The organism is Gardnerella sp. DNF01195, assembly GCF_049244175.1.
Lineage (GTDB): Bacteria > Actinomycetota > Actinomycetes > Actinomycetales > Bifidobacteriaceae > Bifidobacterium > Bifidobacterium leopoldii.
Map to the genome: position 1 here is coordinate 476,581 of NZ_CP058383.1, position 21,472 is coordinate 498,052.

Consider the following 21,472-nt stretch of genomic DNA (forward strand, 5'->3'; position numbering starts at 1 on the left):
TTCGTTTCGCGCACATGGTGGCTATAGCTCAGTCGGTAGAGCATCTGATTGTGGTTCAGAAGGTCGCGCGTTCAAGCCGCGTTAGCCACCCCACTTGAACGGCAGGTAAATATCTGCCGTTTTTTGTTTTTTGGATTGCAATATTTTTGCCTATAACCCGTATATAACCCCGAATTTAGGAATTTTTACGAATATTAAGAAATTTGCAAATTTTACTTGAAATTTTTCATGGGGGGGGGGTATAACAACGTATGTGCTTAGCAGTAGTGCACTACATTATCTTGCGTTTAAGTTTTTGGCGTGAATTAGCCTGCTGATTTTGGGCATGATTATGCTTGCTTGCGTTCGTATCGACGTTTGCTTTGGTGGTTTGTGATATTTCGCGCTCATTTGCTGCTGATAATGCAGTGTGCTGCACCCCGGGCAATGCTTGTTGATTCATAAAACCAACAGGCATGAGTATTCGAGCAGCTTTTAGATTTTTAAGAAATCGAGGCGTTAGAATGTCACGGCTTCACGGCTGTTTCTCTAACCTTATACGTATAACTTGTAGTTTTATGAATTGTCATCATGCGCTTGATGATGTTAACGGTTCTGTAACTTTACAAAAATCTAAAAGGTGCACTAAAGGGTGCTCTATTGCTAGCGCTTCTAAATTGTATTACATTCGTCGCGCGGCTCTTGCGTTGATTGTCGCCGTGGCGACTATTCTTGCTGTTCTCGTTGTGCCAGCTAAGCCTGCAAGCGCTGCGCAGGTTATGTGGTCGTATGGTGGCTATGGATATTTTACTGCTAATGGTAATGGTATTGGTAATGCTGTTGAAAATATGCATATTGCACCAACACTTACTAAGGATTCTAATGGTACTCATGTGCAGTATGAAATATATTTTAACTATGCTTTTAAGGAGAAGTTAAATCCTCAGCCTAGACAGCGTATTCCAGCACGAGTCACTTTTTACGTAGATCTTCCGAAACAGCTTATTACAGACACTATTAGAGTGAAAAGAGATAGGCGAAATGTTTACGAGAAAAAGTGGAATGACTGGACAAGTCAGAATGATAAAGGCATCCCAGAAACAATGAAAAATTGGGATAAGTATTGGGGCTGGTCTAGAACAATTTCTCGTTGGCATTATGCGTATGGTAGTAACGATTTTAATGGTCAGTGGGAAGATACTGTTGGCAATGGTAATTTTGGCTGTGGATATAATACTGATCCTTCGTCTAAATTTAAGAATTACAGTTTATGCGAAATAAAGAAGTGGCATGACAATGGCGACTTTGGTATAATGCTGCGTTCGTTTGAAAGTGCTAATTCTACGACTTGCTACCGTTGGGTTATTACTGCAGATGTGCCAGATGGTACTGATATTCGTTACATGCCTATTATTGCTGGATATCAGTCTACTAATGCTGAATCTCATGAGCGTGATTATGCAACTTATGGTCCGTATGATCACGATGGTGATGGCATACCAGATAACGTGGAGTGGGATAATAGTACCGATCCAACTAAGCCTGGTGGATTACATTTTGAGGAGTCGGAGGATTCACAGCCTCGTCAAGCTTCTTCCGTAAGAGCTTATACTGATGATGGTCATTGGCATGAGAATGATGGTGATTACTTCGATAATAAGGGTAGTTTTGTTCCTGATTATGGCAGTGACGGTAAAAGAGGTAAGCTGTACAATCATATTCCTAAGAATCTTACTTATTCTATTGATGGTAACGCTTATTTTGATAACAATAAGGGATCCAATGCTCAAGTTACTTTTGATGATCCTAATAGTCCGAAGCCAGAGCCTTTACAACAAGGTCATGCGTGGATTGACAAGTCTACAGGTAAAGTGTATTTTAACCCAGCAGACTCGCATAAGAATCATACAGTTTATATACCGATTAAGGTAACTTATCCTAATCCAAGTAACTACAACTGTAATCATCCTCAGCCTTTTTCAGAGACGGTTGTCGCTAAATTCAAAGTTTGGCCTATGTCTCATTTTTATAAGCCTGTGTATCCAGATTATGATAAAAAACAGGTGCAAGCTGGAAAATCAATTACGTCGGTTCCAAAAAACGAGGGGATTACTAAAGGCGATTTTCCGAAAGGTACTAGGTTTGAGCTTGGTAAGAGTAATAAATATTCTAAACCAGTGCTTTCTTGGTCAAAAATGACTAATGCTAATACTGGTGAGGTAACTTTTACTCCGAGCAAACCTCAAGATCCTAATAATTACGATACTCCTGTAATTGCTCACTATCCTGATGGCTCAAGTAGTACGGATAATGGTCAGGTTTATGCTCACGTTAAAGTAACGCCACTTACTGTAGGCAATAACGACTTAGGTTTTTCTATTGCTGAGGGTGCAGGTATGCACGATTTCGGTAGTAACTATTCCGACCGTATTACTTATGGTTCGTATCATACGGATCATTACACGAATCTTGATAAAGATAAGCAGATAGACAAGAATAGGCTTCTTATACCTGACGCGTGGTCTTCGAATAATAAGTCTCCGATTACATTCCGCGCTATTTGCCACGAAGAAAATAAGGATAATTATACGCTTCTTAAATGGGATGAAGCGAAAAACAGGTCTGTCGGTGAGGTTAACGGATTAAAGTTTACAGCTTTTCATCAATGGAAAATCGCTACGGAAGACGAAGAAAACAAGTGCAGGAATAATAAAAACTGTAATCTTAATGATTTTAAGTACTCGTATTTAACTAAAGATGAGTACAACACGAATACTATGGCTCGTTCTCGCGCGATTATTACTGGAACGCCTAGGAAAAGCGGTAAGTACGAGTGTCGCGTGTTTGCTTTTAACAATGCTGATAGCCTCAAGGGTTTCGATGACATAATTGTCAATGACAATGGTGGAAGTGTTGTTTATAAGAAAATGCTCTTTGCTAATTATGGTACTAAGGGTGAGACTAAGAATTCAAAGGGTAAAGATTGGAATGATCAAACTTTAAAGTTTAGCGTTAAAGCTTCTTACGCTCATAGGAATAATCCTAGTTACGTGCCGTTGAAAGTGAAGGCTGGTGAATATCATGCAAGCCTTACTAACGGTTATAAGAATGTTACTGATGTGCCTACGAGTAAGAAAGGCGCTAATAATGCTACTCATCAGGATGATATAGAAGAAGGCGCGCTTCCAGACGGCACTTGGTTCGAGTTTGATGAAAACCAGTATAAGAAAGATAATCCTGGTTGGTATAAGAAGGATAAGGATCATCCTTATGGAATGTCTTTCTACGATAATGGTCAAGATAATAAGCCTAGCGATGGTGGGAAGACTGGTAAAAACCATGGTACGGGTGATGGTTCTCACTATGGAGTGATGTCTTTTAAGCCGCTTAAGTGGCAGAAGCCTGGCGTGTATAAAATTCCTGTGATCGTACATTATCCGGACGGTTCAAAGTCTACGGATAAAGATGCTGGTAATGGGGATGGCATAAGTAAACCAAATCCAGTGTACGCGCAAGTGACAGTGGATCCAATGGAAGGCGATGATATAAAGCTTCGAGTGCTAAGGTCAGATTCTCCTGACGCGCCTGATATTAGTGATACTGATGGTCAGTTTGGAAGTGGTAGCGGTCTTACCATTATGAGTGGCATGAGTCTTATGTATAGACCGTTTATTGACGCTTGGTCTACAAAAGACGTGTGGAATAGTGGTAATAAAACTGAGAAGAAAATAGGCTTGGAAGTTTTATGCGAAAATGATGACCGTGATTTTGTTTCAAAACTTGCGGGTATGAAAGCAAGTAATCCAATTACATGGAGTCATATTGATACGTACTCCGAGCGTGAGAAATGTAAGAATAATTCTAATTGCAACGCGCAGCATAAATTGTATAGCTATAACGCTAAGGATAATCCGAATAATCCGTTCGATGCTGCTCAACGTACTACTGCTACGCTCGATGGTATTCCAGAAAAAACTGGTGACTATCAGTGCGTTGCTTGGGCTTTGAAACCAGAAGCTAAGAAATCTTTTGATGGTATGAGTAATCATCATGGTGCTAAATATGATTTGTTGAATGAAGTTTACGGTGATCAGTACACCAGGGGTAAAGATTACGAGTTTAAGACTTTCATGATTCACGTTGTGAAACCATTCGCGCTGCCAAAGACCGGCGGATGCGGCTGGAATGCGTCTTTGTGCGTTGTTTCTGCGATGTTGTCTAGTTTGATTGCTGCTGTGTTTGTAATGGATCAAACTAAGCGCGGTCACGAGTTGCTTGGAAGGTGGCGACTCGTATGAAGCTTTTCTACTGGGTGCATGTTTTTAATGTGCGTGTTTTTGATGCAAAATCTCATGGAATTTTGGAGCGTGATATTGCAACATAATATTCCTAAACTTAAAAAATTTACTCATTTATGAGCAAATTGCGTGAATAATTCGAAATTCGGTTAAAACCGATAAACAATTACATACTTACATCAAAATTTCAAAACTTTTAATTGCTGGAAACAGCATTTATGAAAGGAATGAATATGAACAAATTCACTAAACAATGCGTGGCGGCATTCGCCTCGCTCGCAATGGCTGGCACGCTGTGCGTTGCCGGTGCTGTGGTGGCAAACAACGTAGCATTTGCTAATAGTCCAAGTGCTGAAGCTGCTAAGCCAGCACCTTGGTCTGAAGCTGGTAAGAAGCTGACTGGTACTATCACCATTCATAAGAAGGATGATACTTCTGGTACACCTGTTGGTCTTAACGGTGCAACCTTTACAATTCAGAAGGTTAGTACGATTGATAGCGCTGCTGTTCCTGATCTTACTAAGCAAGATGATTGGATTAAGCTTGCCTCTAAAGTTAAGGAACTTAACGAAGCTGCAAAAGCTGGTAATACTACCAAAGTCGGCTTTGATGACAAATTTGGCACTAATGGCAAGATGAACCAAGACACGAAAACAGTTGGTAATGAAAAAGGCGTTGCAAAGTTCGATAATCTTGCAATCGGCTTGTACTACGTTGAGGAAACTAAAGTGCCAACAGGATATAGCCCTGAGTTTACTCCATTCTTTATAACTGTTCCGCAAATTACGCGTGAAGATAAAGCAACTGCCAACACTTATACGTATGATGTAAGCGTTTCTCCAAAGAACTGGAATGCTAATGGTGGTATTACTAAGGATGCTCAAACTAGCAAGATGGTAGGCGATGGAGACACGCTTCCATACGTGATTACCGCTAAGGTGAAGCTTCCACTAACACCTGCAATGGATAACAATAAGTTAGCAAACTCTAATTTCAAAGGCTTTAAGGTTTGGGATGATGCGTTAATATCCGCATATAGCAACCTTGACAAGTTTGGTGATACTGTAAGTAATTATAAGGTTTACGTTGGTGAGTACAATTCCAGCACTAAAGCTTTGAAGCAGGGTGCTGTTGAGTTAACTAAAGCAGCTAATGATTTTAGTGTAAGTGATAGTACTAATACGCCTAAGGATAATACTCGTAAGCGCATTCTGTTCACATTCCAAGATTCTGGTTTAGCTAAAATTGCTAACGCGTTTGGAACAGATTCTAAAGTGTACGCTAGTAAGGATATTCGAGTTCAGGTAACTTTGAATCTTAAGATTAAGAGCGATTTTGGTACAAAAAGTGTAAAGACTACACTTACCAACAAGTATGGTTTTAACCCAGGCGGAGACAGCGGCAAGGATACACCTGGTAACGATACCAATACTGTATTCCACAAGTTCCATATCTTGAAGTATGACGGCACTGATACCTCGAAGAAGACAGTTCTTTCTGGAGCAGAGTTCAAGGCGTTTGCTGATAAAACTGAAGCTGTAAAGTGTGCAAAGGATCCAAGTGGAAATAATTGCAATAGTGCTATGCCTGGCTTTGCTGCTGCTGCCACTACTGCAGGAACTTCTACCATCACTACAACTGGCACTGACGGTAAGACTTCTGATTATGTTGTCAAGACTACTGATCAGAATAGCAAGATTTATCTTGTTGAGGTTAATGCTCCAAAAGGTTATGTTCGCTCAGAAGATGTTCATGAAGTGAATACTGCTAAAGCAAGCGATACTGAATCGCTTGAAGTTCCGATTGCTGATGTTCCAACGAGCAATAGCATCGACCACTGGTTCAAGCTTCCAAAGACCGGTGCTTACGGCGTGTTTATTTTCGCTATTGCTGGCATTGTTTTGATTGCTGCAAGCGTGTTTATTTACACTCGTAACAATCGCAAAGAAGAAGATAAGCAGCGCGCTTAGTATTCTTCTAACGTAAATATATTTAAAAAACTCAGGGGGTTGGGCGGTATTTGCTTAGCCCCCTGTTTTACTTTTTGGAAGTGGATTTATGAGTTTTATTAAATTTGCAAAAGCTTGCCGCAGTAGCTTAGAAAGAGTAGAGCGATTAGCAGGCTTACATATTCTTAAATCCATTCCCAATGAATCGTCTGCAAACGAATCTTCTGCAGACTCAGATTCTGCAAATCCCAAAAAATCTGTTTTTAAATGCGTTATTGAACCAATCATTCTGGCGCTAGCTGCAATTCTATGCTTCACCTACCCAGTGGCATCAACACTGTGGAATAATCACGTGTCTAAACAAATTTCCATAGATTACGACAAAGTAACTTATAATCAAGCCGCTAGCGTGCGACAATCTATTCTAAAAAGTGCGCGAAAATACAATGCGCGCAGAAAAAAAATTTTTACAGCCGATCCGTATGACGGTAGTGACAATTACAAAAAAACAGCAGACTATAAGTCATATATCGAACAACTAGACGAACCAATGGGAATTATGGGAATCATAAAAATCCCAAAAATAGGCGTAAAACTACCGATTTATCATGGTGCTTCGCGCGATGTTCTAGCTCGCGGAGCAGGGCACTTGTATGGCACAGATTTGCCAGTGGGCGGTAAAAACAGGCATACTGTTATCACAGCTCATACTGGTTTGCCTACAGCAACCATGTTTGACGGTTTAATCGATATGAAGCGTGGAGACTACTTCTACATTGATGTACAGGGCTATACAATGCGCTATAAGGTGTTTCGCATTAGCGTGGTTGATCCGCATGATATTAGTTTGTTGCAGCGTGAAAAGGGTCGCGATTTAGCGACGTTGCTTACATGTACGCCGTATGGTGTTAACTCGCATAGATTGCTAGTGACGGGGTATCGCGTGCTGCCGGACCCAGCGCATGCTCCAGAAGATCATCTTCAGTGGCCATTCTGGATGACTATGTTCCTTATAGCATTGATAAGTTGCGCGGTGGTTCTTGCCACAATGATTATTGCTATAGTTCGAAAACGTCGTAATAATAATATTGCGCCGCAAGGAATGCATATTTGTGAAAAATAAATACATGATTGCTTATTGTGAAAGAAAGAAGTGATATATCAACGATTTATCAGTTGATGAAATACTTGAGGAATGTGCATCATATTAGCATTAGAGTAAGCGGCAATCGCTTCATTTAAATAACCTCAGTCTATGGAGTAGACTGGTATGGTTACGCATATGTATGTTGATGATGACATGGCGTACTAAATAGCACATGGTGCAGAAGGAGTATTTATGGCTGGTAAGGCTTCACCTAGTGAACCATTATGGGAGACAATTCTCCTGTTTGTGCCTAGAACTTTAGGAAAGTTAGTGCGCTCGCTTTTTGGTGTTGGAGAATACGATGAGGCATATCGCAGAGACGGTTTGTGCTTCGTTATGCTTGTTCTTGCGATTTTATTCTGCGCATCAGAATGGTTTAGAGTTAGTGGATTTATTGGAGTAGGTCTCCATTTTGTGTCTTCTAGTTTGCTTGGAATTATGAGCGTTGTTCTGCCTGTATGGTTAAGCGTTGTCGCTTTTAGGTTGATGCGTAACAGTGGAGCTGGCTCTGGTAATCCTCGTGTTATTAGCGGATTTATTATTCTATTGTTATCTGTTTGCTCAATTCTTGATATTTCTTCTGCGCCTCGCGGAAAAGCATTTAATTTAGGAACTGTGCAAAAGTCAGGTGGGTTATTAGGTTTTGTGCTCGGATCTCCGCTATCGTGGGGTCTTTCTCGTATTTTTGCAATTATTATTTTTGTAGTAGCTGCTATTTTTTCGATATTAATGATTACTCGCCTTCATGTAACTGATATAGCTCAAGGTGTTGCTACTATTTTTGCTAAATATAACAGTAAAAAGTCTTCTGAAGATTTAGGAAACTCTGAAGAAGATAATTCTGACAGCAAAACCAATTCTTTGGAATTTGCAGATGGCGTGCCAACTCACAATGAAGAGTCGCCGAAAAATAATAGCGGATCTTCTCAAATGTCTTCTGTGTTGAAACTGTTTAAATCATTCTTTAAGCGTAAAAACAGTAATAATAATGGGGAATTGCTTGACGAATACGCCGGCGATGATGCATTTTCGCATGCTGCTTCTCACGGTAATAGTGTAGATAATCTTGAAAGAGTTGAACCTCGTAAAGCAAGAACTGTGAGCAGCTCTTCCGATAATAATGCTGCAAATAATTCCCAATTTGAAAATGCTGATAATAATTCGAGTCAACTTACACCTAGAAGTGTTTCATCTTCATCAAAGCCTGTTCCTGAAGAAATATTGCCAAAAGCTCCTATGAGTGATTCCTCTTTATCTGCAAGCGATCCATGGTCAAGTATTCCAGCTGAACGTATGGATCAATATCGCAGGGATCAGGAAGATTCAGATAATGAAAATGCTGCAGACGGCGAAAATGGTGCTGGCAATAATAATGAGCCTTCTTTTGATTCTTTCTCTGAACCTTACAAGCTCCCTGATTTGAATCTTTTAGCTCATGGCAAGCCTCATGCTGCGAGAACTCCAGCAAACGATAACGTTATTCGCGCGCTAACTTCTACTTTTGAGCAATTTGACGTCGACGCTCACGTTATTGGATTCCTTAGAGGACCATCTGTTACGCAGTACGAGGTTGAGCTTGGTCCTGGTGTAAAAGTTGAAAAAGTTACGAATTTGCAAAAAAATATTGCATACGCTGTAGCTAGTACGGATGTGCGTATTTTGTCGCCAATTCCAGGAAAGTCTGCTATTGGTATTGAAATTCCAAACGTCGACCGCGAAATTGTGCATTTGGGAGATGTTCTGCGCTCGCAAAAAGCTATGAATGACCCTAATCCTATGCTTACAGGTGTTGGAAAAGATGTTGAAGGTCATTTCGTAACTGCAGCTCTCGATAAAATGCCGCATTTGCTTGTTGCTGGCGCTACCGGCTCCGGTAAGTCGAGTTTCATTAACTCAATGCTTACTTCGATTATTATGAGGGCAACTCCTGAGCAAGTTCGCATGATTATGGTCGATCCTAAGCGCGTGGAGCTTTCTGCTTATGCTGGTATTCCGCATTTGCTTACTCCGATTATTACGGATCCTAAGAAGGCTGCGCAGGCTCTTGAGTGGGTTGTTAAAGAGATGGATGCTCGCTACGATGACTTGCAATTCTTTGGTTTCCGTCATGTTAAAGATTTCAACAAGGCTGTTCGTGAAGGAAAGGTTCACGCACCGGCTGGATCTGAGCGAAAAGTTGCTCCATACCCGTATTTGCTTGTGGTTGTGGACGAGATGGCTGATTTGATGATGGTCGCTAAGAACGATGTTGAAAGTTCTATTCAGCGTATTACTCAGCTTGCTCGAGCTGCAGGTGTGCATTTGGTTCTCGCTACTCAGCGTCCGTCTGTTGACGTTGTAACAGGCTTAATTAAGGCGAATATTCCTTCTCGTTTGGCTTTTGCTACTTCGTCTGCTACTGATTCAAGGGTTATTCTCGATACTGTTGGTGCAGAAACTTTGATTGGTCAAGGCGACGCTTTGTTCCTTCCAATGGGTGCTGCAAAACCTCAACGTGTGCAGGGTTCGTGGGTGAGTGAATCTGAAATCCGCAAGGCTGTGGAGTATGTTCGCACGCAGCGTAAACCAAAGTATCGTGAAGATATTGAGCAAATGGCTCAAAAAGCGGATGCTCAAGCTCAAAGCAAGCTTAAAACTAGCGATATTGGCGACGATATGGACGAGTTGCTCCAGGCTGCTGAGCTTGTTGTCAGCTCGCAATTTGGCTCTACTTCAATGCTTCAGCGTAAGTTGCGCGTTGGTTTTGCAAAGGCAGGTCGATTGATGGATTTGCTTGAATCTCGAGGCGTCGTGGGACCTTCTGAAGGTTCTAAAGCTCGCGAAGTTTTGGTTCAACCGGAAGATTTGCCAAAAGTTTTGGCTTTTATTCGTGGCGAGTCAGATTCGTTATAAGATATTGTATTGTTGTGTACAACACCAAGTTGTGTGTGCTAGAAGTTTTTACTTTGCAGTAGAATGAAGGTTATGCGTATGAAGAAAAAAGCTAAGTCATCATTTTTTGCTGGCTGGAATTATGCTCCAAATATTGTGACTTATATCCGTATCGTGCTTTCGCTTGTTTTTATTGTTTTATATTTGAAAGCAGGTACGTGGGGTTTTGATTCAGTTTCGTTGCGTTGGGCTGCGTTTGTGCTGTTTGTCGTAGCTGCTTCTACGGATAAGCTCGACGGGTGGATGGCTCGTAAATATCATAAGGTTACAGAATTAGGTAAGTTACTTGATCCAATTGCGGATAAAATTCTTATTCTAGCTGCGCTTATTATTGCTTCTGTTTTCGGCGAAATTTATTGGTGGATAACCATCTTGTTCATGATTCGCGAAATTGCTATTACTCTTGTGCGAATTTATGTTGTTAATGTTCGTGGAAGAGTAATTGCTGCATCTTCTGCAGGAAAGTATAAGACTCTTACGCAATCGATTGGTATTGCAATGATTATTGCACCGCTTGTTGCAACTCTTCATGCTAATCCATTGCCTTCTTGGATGGTTTCTTACTATGCAGTGGCTTTTGGCTTGCTTGGTATTTCTTTGGGCTTTGCTTTCTATTCTGCAGTTTTGTATGTCTATAGTGCTTTCTTTGAAGGTTCTTCAGATAGCGAATCTCAAGTTGATGATGCAAAAAATGCAGTTCCTTTGCCTCCTGTGAAGTAAATAAAATCAATAAGTAAACTTCTTGTTTGTAGCTTACGGTTTTTCATAGATTATCCCTAAAGGGTTTATGTTGTGGAAAATCGTAAGCTACAATCATATCGAGCGTATTATGAATAATTCTTCAGATTTTAATACAGTTTCTTTAGCCGCGGATCTATTGGAAAAAAGTTTTATTAAAGGAATGCATATTGCTTCAGCAGAGTCGTTAACTGGCGGGCTTTTGGCTGATGCTTTTGTTTCTGTTCCTGGCGCGTCACGAGTTTTTTGTGGCTCTGCTGTCACTTATGATATTCATGCTAAATCCAAAATTCTTGGTGTAAATTCTAATCTTTTACAATCTGAAGGCGCGGTTTACCAGGATGTTGCTTTTCAGATGGCGCTTGGAGCTGCTCAAATATATCGTGGCAGTGGATGGGTGTATGGGGAAGATTATGAGTGTTGTGCAAATTTTCCTATTATTGGCTTGTCTACAACTGGTGTTGCAGGTCCTGGTCCCGATGGCAATAAACCAGCAGGTTTAGTTTATGTTGGAATATTTTTGCCTAAAGTTAATGATGTTATGGATTCTGTGAAAGATGCGGCTCATAAAGAACTTGAAGATGGATGCGTGAGTAACGTCTATGATTATGATTTTGCTCAAATCGAAAGTCAAAGCGTAACTAAAATTGCGCAATCAAGTGTTGCTTTTGTTTTTGAATTGAGATTATCTGGCAGTCGTCAAGAAGTTCGCGAATCTACTGTATTTCAGTTGTTGAGAATAGCTGATGAGTTGATTGCTTATGTCGAAGATTGTAAGTAGTTGGGTTGTAATCAAGACACGCGCTATCGAACAAATGTTCGCATATGTAGTATACTTGTGTTTGTCGAGATGGTTTAAGCTGAGTTAAGCGTTTAAGTGCTTGGATTAAATGTTTTATCCACATTGCACAAAAATGCTTGTACTTGAATCTAGTATGGAACTAAGGTCGTTCGATACATAACGGCATGCGAAAGGAGTAGCATACATGGCGCAAACGAAAAGTAAAGGCAGTATTAATCGCCTTATTGATGCGGATAAAACAGATCCACGTCGCCAAGCAGCATTAGAAACTGCTTTAGCCAATGTTGAACGACAATATGGAAAAGGTTCTGCAATGCGCTTAGGTGATAGACCTATGCAAGATGTAGAAGTTATTCCTACTGGTTCATTAGCGTTGGACACTGCTTTGGGGATTGGCGGTGTTCCTAGAGGGCGAATAGTTGAAGTCTACGGTCCTGAGTCTTCTGGTAAAACAACTCTTGCTTTGCATATCGTTGCAAATGCTCAAAAAAATGGTGGGGTAGCGGCATTTATTGATGCTGAGCATGCGTTGGATCCTGTCTATGCGCGAAAGCTTGGAGTAGACACGGATGCTCTTATTGTTTCTCAGCCAGATAACGGTGAGCAGGCATTGGAAATTGCTGATATGCTTATTCGTTCTGGTGCGTTAGATGTTATTGTTGTTGATTCTGTAGCGGCATTAGTTCCTAAAGCTGAAATCGATGGCGATATGGGAGATAGTCATGTGGGCTTACAAGCTCGCTTAATGAGTCAGGCGTTGCGTAAGATGACTGGTGCTCTTTCACAAGCTGGCACTACTGCTATTTTTATTAATCAGCTTCGTGAAAAAATTGGCGTATTCTTTGGTAACCCTGAAACTACCACTGGTGGTAAAGCTTTGAAGTTCTATGCGTCTGTGCGTATGGATATTCGCAGAGTTTCTACTATTAAAGAGGGTGAAGAAGCTGTTGGCAACCGAACGAAAGTTAAGATTGTCAAGAATAAAATGGCTCCGCCTTTCAAAACTGCTGAGTTTGATGTTCTTTACGGAGAAGGTATCTCTACTGAAGGTTCTGTTATCGATATGGGGCTGCAAGCTGAAGTTATTAAGAAATCTGGTTCTTGGTTTACTTATGACGGTGAGCAGCTTGGACAAGGTCGTGAAAACGTCCGTAAGTTCTTGAAAGATAATCCAGCTATTACTGAAGAAATTAGCGAAAAAGTCAAAGCTTCGTTAGGTTTAATGCATCCTGAAGATCAATTCGCTGAAGATTCTGAACTAGATCAATTCGCTGATGATTCTGTAGCTAAAAATTCTGCACAAAAGTCATCCGAATCGAAGTAATAATAAGATTACAGTGTAAAGCGAATGCAATATGCCTATTAGTGTAGAGAGTTTTCTTCGCGATCATCCAGTAGAGCGGACTGAAGAAGATGACGAAAGTAATAGCGTAAAGCCACATACTCGCAAAAAAATATCGCATAAATCAGTACTTTTAAGCGCAAAAAATAATACAAAAAACATGCCGTATGTAAAAAACACTAAAGTAAGTGATTTAAGCGACGAACTTTGCAATAGTAGTGAAGATGATTGCAGGGAAGCTGCTTTAAGGCTTTTAGATTATGCTCCTCGCTCTGTGATGGACATGCGCAAAAGGCTTAAAGAAAAAGGCTACACGGAAGTTGCTATTGACGCGGTTATTCATCGTTTGCTTGAATTGCATATTCTTGATGACAATCAATATGCTCAAATGGTGATTCGCTCTTGCGCTGTGAGGCTTCTTGGTGCTAGAGCTACTCGAATGGAATTGCAGCGTAAAAATGTTGATCCTGCTGCTATTTCACAAAACGTAGCTTCTGCTCAAAACTCTGGAGTATTCACTGAAGCAGCGTGGGAACTCGGTCGCAAAACGGCTTCGCGCACGAGAAATCTTGAGCCTTTAGTCAGAAGACGAAGATTTTTCGCAGCAGCTGCAAGAAAAGGTCATGATTTAAACGTTATTAACGAAGTGTATGCAGCTTTATTCGAAAGTAATAACGAATGAATAGTAAAAGAGGCTGGATTATACAAGTAAACCAGCCTCTTTCGCTTAAAACTTTATGATTATTTTGCGAAATTATGCGCTTGAGCTAAAACATACTCAGGCATATCTTCAACATTAATAACATCATTAAAGCGTGGAGTTTTATTTTCAAGATTTCTAAGCATGCTTGGAGCTTTAGTTCCTGTAGCTTTACTAAGAGCGTCCATGCATTTGAAATCATCCATATCTTGCACATGCTCAATATTCAAAGATTCAGCAACAACACGAGGGAATTTATACGGGCTTGCAGTGCTTAGCAATACTCTAGGTGTGCTTTCGTCATGTGGAATATTTTGCATAACGAAGAATCCGCAAGCAGTATGTGGATCGATCACATACTTGTACTTGTTCCAACAGTCATAAATAGCTTCGCGAATTTGATCCTCATTCGCCCAACCGCAGCCAAACAGTGAGCGAATCTTTGCAAGCACATTTTCTGGAATCTCAAAAGCGCCCCACTGAGTCAAATCGTTCATAAGCATTTGTATTAAACGCGTGTCTTTATCGCACATGTAATAAAGCATTCGCTCCAAATTAGAAGAAACCAAAATATCCATAGAAGGAGCAACAGTGTGATGGAATGTGCGCTGACGGTTGTAAGTGCCGCTTACCAAAAAATCAAAAAGCACATTGTTACTATTGCTAGCAACAATGAGATGCTTCACTGGAAGACCAAGCATTTTTGCATAATATCCTGCTAGAATATCGCCAAAATTGCCTGTAGGAACACAAAATTCTACTTCGTCTCCAAGTTTTATAACTTCGCGTTCAATAAGCTGCTTGTATGCTGCAAAATAGTAAACAACTTGTGGCACAAGACGACCAACGTTAATTGAGTTAGCTGAAGACAATACTGTATTCGCATCTTCTTCAATATTTTTGTTGAGCTCATTATTTGTGAAAATCTGTTTAACACCTGTTTGAGCATCGTCAAAATTACCGCGGACTGCGCAAACTTTCACATTTTCGCCTACCTGAGTAGTCATTTGCAATTCTTGGACGCGGCTAACTTTTCCTTCTGGATAAAAAGTAATCATAGAAGTGCCTGGAACATCAGCAAAACCAGCCAAAGCAGCTTTACCTGTATCTCCAGAAGTTGCAGTTAGAATCATAACGCTTTTTTCAATATCAGATTCGTTCTCGTGTTGAGTTTTAGTGCGAGACATTAATTGTGGCAACATTTGCAAAGCAACGTCTTTAAACGCACAAGTAGGACCATGGAAAAGTTCCATCACAAAATCGCTAGTGTTCCCAAGCTGCTGGAGTGGAGTAATAGCGTTATTAGCCCATTGATTGCCGTATGCCAGTTTAATGCAAGAAGAAAGCTCTTCTGAAGTATAATCAGGCAGCAACAGTTGCAAAATATCCTGCGCAATTTCTTGATATGATTTGCCTTGCAATTTAGAAATATCGTAACGCTCGCTACCAAGGCTATCAGCTACAAATAATCCGCCATCTTCAGCAATTCCTTTACGTATCGCTTCTTTTGATGTGCATGTTGGCTTAAGCGAACGAGTGCTATGGAAAATAGTTGTATCTGATGCCATAATAACTCCGTAACCGTCTGTTTATAGAGAATATTTTTTACTTACGTAGATTATTTATGTAAATTATTTACACAACTTATATCAAATTATGGTACCTGAAGCGCTGGGCGAATGGGCGTGTGCTAATCTCATATATATAAATGCTTTTGTTTTACTATTAATTAATTGGCGATTAGGCAAATAATCTATAGGGGGAACGTTGTCTGTTGATGATTTAGTGAATGCTCGTGCTGATTGTGCGCGCAAAGCGTGGCGTAATTTTGCTCATGCAGATACTCGCGCAAAAAATGCGCTTCTCGAAAAAATGGCAGATGCTTTAGAGTTTGCAGCTTCAAATATTGCTGAGGCTAACAAAAAAGATCTTAAAGAAGCTGAAGCTAAGGGAATGGATGCTGGAAAGCTCGATCGGCTTAAATTTGATGAAGAGCGAATCCAAGCTTCTGCAAAAAGCGTGCGAAAAATTGCGCAATTGCAAGATCCTGTAGGTCAAGTAGTTCGCGGATACACTCTTCCTAATGGAATTAAACTTTCGCAAATTAGAGTTCCAATGGGCGTTATGGGAATGATTTACGAAGCTCGTCCAAACGTAACTATTGATGTAGCTGCTTTGTGCATTAAATCTGGAAATGCTGCGATTTTGCGAGGAGGAAGCGCGGCTCTTCATACGAATCAGGCGAGTATTGAAGTTATACAATCGGTTCTTAAAAATTCTAACTTTAGTGCTGATTTGATTCAGGCTGTTGACGATTTAGGAAGAGACGGAGCTACGTCAATGATGCATGCTCACGGTCATATTGATGTGCTTGTGCCTAGAGGTAGTGCAAATCTTATTGCAGCAGTTGTTCAAGAATCTACGGTTCCTGTTATTGAGACTGGAGCTGGAAACGTACATATTTATGTAGATAAAAGCGCTGATATTAAAAAAGCTGTACCTATCATTATTAATGCAAAAACGCAACGAGTGGGCGTGTGCAACGCTGCTGAAAAATTATTAGTGCATAAAGCTGTTGCGCAAGAATTTTTGCCAAAAATCGCTGCTGCTTTAGCTGAGCATAATGTAATTTTGCATGCAGACGATAAATCTTACGATATTTTGCAATCCGCTAATATTCAAGGATTGCAGCTTGAGTGTGCCACTGAGGAAGATTGGAAGCGAGAATATTTGTCGCTGAATATGGGTGTGAAAGTTGTAGATGATTATACTGATGCAGCTTCTCATATTGCGAAATATTCTACTGGCCATACTGAAACCATTATTGCTGAAGATTACTCAACTATTCAAAGTTTTATTGCAAGTGTTGATTCCGCTGTAGTTATGGTAAATGCTTCAACGCGATTTACAGATGGCGGCGAATTTGGTTTCGGCGCAGAACTTGGTATTTCTACGCAAAAATTGCATGCGAGAGGCCCTATGGGTTTGCTTGAAATGACAACAACCAAATGGATCGGCTACGGAGATGGGCAAATACGTTTATAGTTTATTTTTTACATCTCAATGCGCACTACTATTCAGTCGTGTGAATATTCGTGTGGTAGAGATTTGAGATTTTTCGCACTGAACGAAGGCGGACGTCAGAGCCGAAGGCTGCTGACAAGCCGAGTGAAGAAGAAAAATCGAAAAATCTCTGCGATGAGCACGGTTATTAACGATTGACATGTAGAGTTTGGGGGATTTCTTTACGAGCAATAAAAGAGGACTGAGGAAGCAACATTATTTTAAGAACAAAGCAGACAGTAAAATCTTTAACAGCCAGAGCGACGAAGGACGGGAACTTGCGAGGAGAGAAATCCCCCAAAACTCGCGCCACAGTAAGCAAATTAAAAAATAGACGTACTGGTTTTAATAGTTACGTGGCGGTAAGGTAAGAGTATGCCTAATAATGACGTGAATTTGAGTACAGCTGAAGCGCTTGATATTGCTGCTGAACGTTTGTCCATTGTGCGATATGTTTTTTTGGTGCAAATTGAAGATGGTATTGCTTCTGCATCGCAACGTTCATCGCTTGAGTATGCTGACGCAGTGTTAATGGGCTGGCCAGATTCTGATTCGAATGATGTGACTATTCCTGATGAAACTTCGTTTAATAATGTTCTTAAAAATGTTCGCAATATGGAAAAGAATATTATTAAGTTTAGCGAATTAGAACGTGATCATGATATTGATGGCATGACATCCATGCTTGCTAAAATTTCGGAATCTGTAGCGAAAATTCGTGGTGCGTATCAACCAGATTTCCCTCTTCCAACTTTTGCCGAAATCCAGCGTGTCGTAAAAGATGAGTGGGATGAAGAAATGGGCAATATTAATCCGGATAGCGCAAATGTTGCATCTGGGTTAGTGAATGAAACTCAAGTGGAAGACAAGGAATCTGAAGCGAATGAGTCCTGAAATTTACGAAGATGCAGAACGTCGCATGTCTGACCTATTTCATGGCGCGTTTACTGGTAAAGAAGCGGCTCCTCCTGCGGTTGTGAATTCAGTTCATAAACGTACTTCTACTCGTGGCAATGTGCACGAGCGTCAGCGCATTGGAATTATGGGCGGCACATTCGATCCAATACACAATGGTCACTTGGTTGCTGCTTCAGAAGTTGCTTGGGTTTATGATCTTGACGAAGTTATTTTCGTTCCTACCGGTAGGCCTGTTTTTAAGCTTGATAAAAAAGTTACGAATGCAGAAGATCGTTATTTAATGACTGTTATTGCAACAGCCTCAAATCCAAAGTTCACTGTTTCTAGGGTTGATATTGATCGCCCTGGAGTTACTTATACTATCGATACTTTGCGAGATATACGTGCTCAACATCCTGATGCGGAACTTTTCTTTATTACTGGAGCTGACGCTATTGCTGAAATAATGCAATGGAAAAATGCGCGCGAAATGTGGAATTTGGCTCGATTTGTGGCTGTTACTCGTCCTGGCTATTCGAGGCCAGAAAAGTTAGCAGATTCTAATTCTCCGTTAATGCCTCGCCAAATGCATACGAATGATACTGGTATTGCAGCGAATCGTGACGATATGGTTCATTGTGATTCTACGCATTTGCCGGTTGATATTTTAGAGATTCCAGCGTTGTCTATTTCTTCTACTGATGTTCGTCGTCGAGCTGAGCATGGTGAGCCGGTGTGGTATTTAGTTCCAGATGGAGTAGTTCAGTACATAGTTAAGCATGGTTTGTATCGTGCTTAATTATTGATTTTGTAGGCTTGTCGTTTATCGTCTGTGCAAAAAGTTAGTATTGATTATGTTCATTTCGCGAATTAAAGCGAACTAATGTTTGGAGATATGGTGAGCATCGTCCTTGAAGGAAAGCCAGATAAAAACCTTGTTCTCGTTACCGGTCGCGCACATCCGAAGCTTGCTCGTGATGTAGCTGATCAGCTTGGAATTGATGTACTTGAAACTACGGCATACGATTTTGCTAATGGTGAAATGTATGTTCGCTATACGCAATCTGTGCGTGGTACAGATGTATTCGTTATTCAAAGCCACAGTGATCCTGTTAACAAGTCCATTATGGAACAGTTAATTATGATTGACGCTTTGAAGAGGGCTTCTGCTCGTTCAATTACTGCAGTATGCCCGTTGCTTGGTTATTCTCGACAAGATAAGAAGCATCGCGGTCGTGAACCTATTTCTTGCCGCTTGATGTTTGACTTGCTAAAGACTGCTGGTGCTGATCGCATTATGAGCGTCGATTTGCATGCAGCTCAGTCTCAAGGATTCTTCGACGGTCCTGTTGATCACTTGATTGCTATGCCAGTTTTGGTTGATTACGTACGTGATCGTTTCCGCGATGATCTTGCTAATGTGACTGTTGTGTCTCCTGATGCTGGTCGTATTCGCGTAGCAGAACAGTGGGCTCAGCGCTTAGGCGGCGGTCCTTTGGCTTTCGTGCACAAAACTCGCGATATCACTTGCCCTAATAAGACGGTTGCAAATCGCGTCGTTGGTGATGTTGCTGGACGCGATTGCGTTATGGTTGACGACTTGATCGATACTGCAGGAACTATTGCAGGAGCTTGCAATGTGTTGAAGGAAGCTGGAGCTAAGTCTGTTACAGTTGTTGCAACTCACGGCGTGCTTTCTGGTCCTGCAGTCGAACGTTTGAAGTCTTGTGGTGCTAGGGAAGTTGTTTTGACTGATACTGTGCCTATTCCAGAAGAGAAGCGTTGGGATGGTTTGACTGTTCTTTCAATTGCTCCGCTTCTTGCAAGCGCTATTAAAGCAGTGTTTGAGGATGGTTCGGTTGCTAAGCTTTTCGACACTTATCCTGAGCATCACGGACAAGGATTCTTATTTGCTTAAGTATTGATTTAGTGCGGTTTGCTTTTCGGCACGCCAATTTGACGTTTTTCGATATTATGGCATAATAGTGACTTGGCGGTTTTTCCGCCGTTCCCTCATGGTGTAATGGCAGCACACGGGTCTTTGGAACCCTTTGTCTTGGTTCGAATCCAGGTGAGGGAGCTTACTTGAAGCGCTACTCGTTGAATCGGGTGGCGTTTTTTGTTTTGAACGCTGCTAATAAGTAATAGAATTACATACAGCGAAATTTATTGAAATAGTATAAGGAGCGTATGCGTGGAAAAGCATGATGTAACTGCGGCAATAATTTTGGCAGCAGGCGATGGGACGCGTATGCGTTCAGAAACTCCAAAAGTACTACATCCATTTGCTGGTAAAACATTTCTCAATCGTGTTATGGATGCCATGAATGGCGTAAATCCTAAAAAACTAGCTGTAGTTGTGCATGCTCAGGCTGAACGCGTAGCTGCTGCTGCTGTTAGCTATAACGAAAATGTGCATATTGTAAATCAGGACGAAACTCCTGGAACCGGCAGAGCAGTGCAATGTGCTATTAAAGATCTTAACGAAATTGCTAAAAACGAAACTGGTGAAGCATTAAAAGGAGCTGTGCTGATTGCCGCAAGCGATATGCCGCTACTTGATACGCAAACTTTGCAGTCTTTAGTTGATTTTCACAATAATAATAACAATGTGGCAACAGTTCTTACAGCAGTATTAGACGATGCAACTGGCTACGGCCGTATTGTGCGCGAAGCAAACGGTGACGTTTTGCGAATCGTTGAGCATAAGGATGCAAATGCTGGAGAGCTTGCTATTCATGAAGTGAACACTTCTGTATATGTATTCGATGCGACTGTATTATGTGACGCGATTGCAGATCTTAACTCTCAAAATGCTCAAGGTGAGTTCTATTTGACTGATGCCTTGGAACATGCTCGAAAGTTTGGTCATGTTGGTGCAATGTCTGCTCCAGATCCGCTTACTGTAGAAGGCGTAAATAATCGTGTGCAATTAGCTGCGCTCGCAAAAGCACATAATAAGCGTGTGTGCGAAAAATGGATGCTTGAAGGTGTAACTATTCTTGACCCTGATACTACTTGGATTGAAGATAGTGTTACGCTCGCACAAGATGTTACTGTGCTTCCTGGGTGCTTCCTTCAAGGTCGTACTACGGTTGCAAGTGGTGCTGTAGTTGGCCCTTACACGACTCTTATTGATGCGCAAATTGATGAGGATGCTGTGGTTGAACGTTCGCGTGTACAGGAATCGCATATTTGTAGAGCTGCAAACATCGGTCCTTGGACGTATTTGCGTGCAGGAAACGTACTTGGTGAGGAAAGTAAGGCAGGAGCTTTCGTAGAAATGAAGAAAGCTCATATTGGAAATGGCACTAAAGTACCTCATTTAAGCTATATTGGCGATGCTGATTTGGGTGAGCATACGAATATTGGCGGCGGTACGATTACTGCAAATTATGACGGAGTGCATAAGAATCATACTACGATTGGTTCTGGTGCTCACGTTGGCGCAGGAAACCTGTTTGTAGCACCGGTTACTGTGGGAGATGATGTTACTACCGGCGCTGGATCGGTGGTACGTCACGATGTTCCGGCTGATTCTATGGTGTACTCGGAAAATACTCAGCACGTTGTAGAGGGCTGGAAGCCAGCTTGGGAACGCTAAAAAGCGTTTGTTGGAGAATTAA

Annotated in this window: 15 protein-coding genes and 2 tRNA genes; 15 read left to right on the plus strand and 2 right to left on the minus strand. The window is 41.2% G+C overall.

Annotated features, from left to right (window positions below; translation table 11 throughout):
• The first annotated feature begins 17 nt into the window (after window positions 1–17).
• Window positions 18–93 (plus strand) — tRNA-His (locus HXT43_RS01670).
• Window positions 94–271: 178 nt separating this feature from the next.
• Here HXT43_RS01670 and HXT43_RS01675 read toward each other — a convergent pair.
• Entirely contained in the window at window positions 272–457 is a 186-nt protein-coding gene (locus HXT43_RS01675; RefSeq protein ID WP_004105964.1) for a hypothetical protein, read from the minus strand.
• Between the two features lie 46 nt (window positions 458–503).
• Here HXT43_RS01675 and HXT43_RS01680 point away from each other — a divergent pair, with 46 nt between their 5' ends.
• From HXT43_RS01680 to HXT43_RS01715, 8 genes are all read left to right on the plus strand, one after another.
• Window positions 504–4,277, plus strand: coding sequence for a Rib/alpha-like domain-containing protein (locus HXT43_RS01680; RefSeq protein ID WP_080550928.1), 3,774 nt, complete (start codon window positions 504–506; stop codon window positions 4,275–4,277).
• Window positions 4,278–4,510: 233 nt separating this feature from the next.
• Window positions 4,511–6,247, plus strand: coding sequence for a SpaH/EbpB family LPXTG-anchored major pilin (locus HXT43_RS01685; protein ID WP_162720537.1), 1,737 nt, complete (start codon window positions 4,511–4,513; stop codon window positions 6,245–6,247).
• Window positions 6,248–6,335: 88 nt separating this feature from the next.
• The gene (locus tag HXT43_RS01690) at window positions 6,336–7,349 is read left to right on the plus strand and encodes a class C sortase (protein WP_117008703.1); all 1,014 of its coding nucleotides are present in this window, start codon (window positions 6,336–6,338) and stop codon (window positions 7,347–7,349) included.
• 216 nt (window positions 7,350–7,565) lie between these two features.
• A complete protein-coding gene (locus tag HXT43_RS01695) occupies window positions 7,566–10,265 on the plus strand; it encodes a DNA translocase FtsK 4TM domain-containing protein (RefSeq protein WP_174143312.1) in 2,700 nt (899 codons plus the stop codon).
• Window positions 10,266–10,343: 78 nt separating this feature from the next.
• Complete coding sequence (pgsA, locus tag HXT43_RS01700; RefSeq protein ID WP_032835516.1) at window positions 10,344–11,024, plus strand: CDP-diacylglycerol--glycerol-3-phosphate 3-phosphatidyltransferase; 681 nt, start codon at window positions 10,344–10,346, stop codon at window positions 11,022–11,024.
• 109 nt (window positions 11,025–11,133) lie between these two features.
• Complete coding sequence (locus tag HXT43_RS01705; protein WP_032835514.1) at window positions 11,134–11,823, plus strand: CinA family protein; 690 nt, start codon at window positions 11,134–11,136, stop codon at window positions 11,821–11,823.
• 205 nt (window positions 11,824–12,028) lie between these two features.
• Window positions 12,029–13,168, plus strand: a complete 1,140-nt coding sequence (recA, locus tag HXT43_RS01710) for a recombinase RecA (RefSeq protein ID WP_004118965.1) — start codon at window positions 12,029–12,031, stop codon at window positions 13,166–13,168.
• A gap of 31 nt (window positions 13,169–13,199) precedes the next feature.
• A complete protein-coding gene (locus tag HXT43_RS01715) occupies window positions 13,200–13,868 on the plus strand; it encodes a regulatory protein RecX (protein WP_415707149.1) in 669 nt (222 codons plus the stop codon).
• Window positions 13,869–13,927: 59 nt separating this feature from the next.
• Here HXT43_RS01715 and thrC read toward each other — a convergent pair whose 3' ends face one another.
• Complete coding sequence (gene thrC / locus HXT43_RS01720) at window positions 13,928–15,454, minus strand: threonine synthase (RefSeq protein ID WP_410294612.1); 1,527 nt, start codon at window positions 15,452–15,454, stop codon at window positions 13,928–13,930.
• Between the two features lie 199 nt (window positions 15,455–15,653).
• Here thrC and HXT43_RS01725 point away from each other — a divergent pair, with 199 nt between their 5' ends.
• From HXT43_RS01725 to glmU, 6 genes are all read left to right on the plus strand, one after another.
• Window positions 15,654–16,931 carry a glutamate-5-semialdehyde dehydrogenase gene (locus HXT43_RS01725; protein ID WP_421781042.1) on the plus strand — a complete coding sequence of 426 codons (1,278 nt, stop codon included), beginning with the start codon at window positions 15,654–15,656 and terminating at the stop codon, window positions 16,929–16,931.
• 393 nt (window positions 16,932–17,324) lie between these two features.
• Window positions 17,325–17,843, plus strand: coding sequence for a phosphoribosylglycinamide synthetase (locus tag HXT43_RS01730; protein WP_112928724.1), 519 nt, complete (start codon window positions 17,325–17,327; stop codon window positions 17,841–17,843).
• Complete coding sequence (gene nadD / locus HXT43_RS01735; protein ID WP_004118981.1) at window positions 17,833–18,645, plus strand: nicotinate-nucleotide adenylyltransferase; 813 nt, start codon at window positions 17,833–17,835, stop codon at window positions 18,643–18,645. Before HXT43_RS01730 ends, nadD begins: the two co-directional genes overlap by 11 nt.
• 96 nt (window positions 18,646–18,741) lie before the next feature.
• On the plus strand, window positions 18,742–19,764 hold the full coding sequence (locus HXT43_RS01740) for a ribose-phosphate diphosphokinase (RefSeq protein ID WP_032835511.1): 1,023 nt from the start codon (window positions 18,742–18,744) through the stop codon (window positions 19,762–19,764).
• Window positions 19,765–19,855: 91 nt separating this feature from the next.
• Window positions 19,856–19,926: transfer RNA gene (locus HXT43_RS01745), tRNA-Gln, on the plus strand.
• Window positions 19,927–20,040: 114 nt separating this feature from the next.
• Window positions 20,041–21,450, plus strand: coding sequence for a bifunctional UDP-N-acetylglucosamine diphosphorylase/glucosamine-1-phosphate N-acetyltransferase GlmU (gene glmU / locus HXT43_RS01750; protein ID WP_004118983.1), 1,410 nt, complete (start codon window positions 20,041–20,043; stop codon window positions 21,448–21,450).
• Window positions 21,451–21,472: the final 22 nt, after the last annotated feature.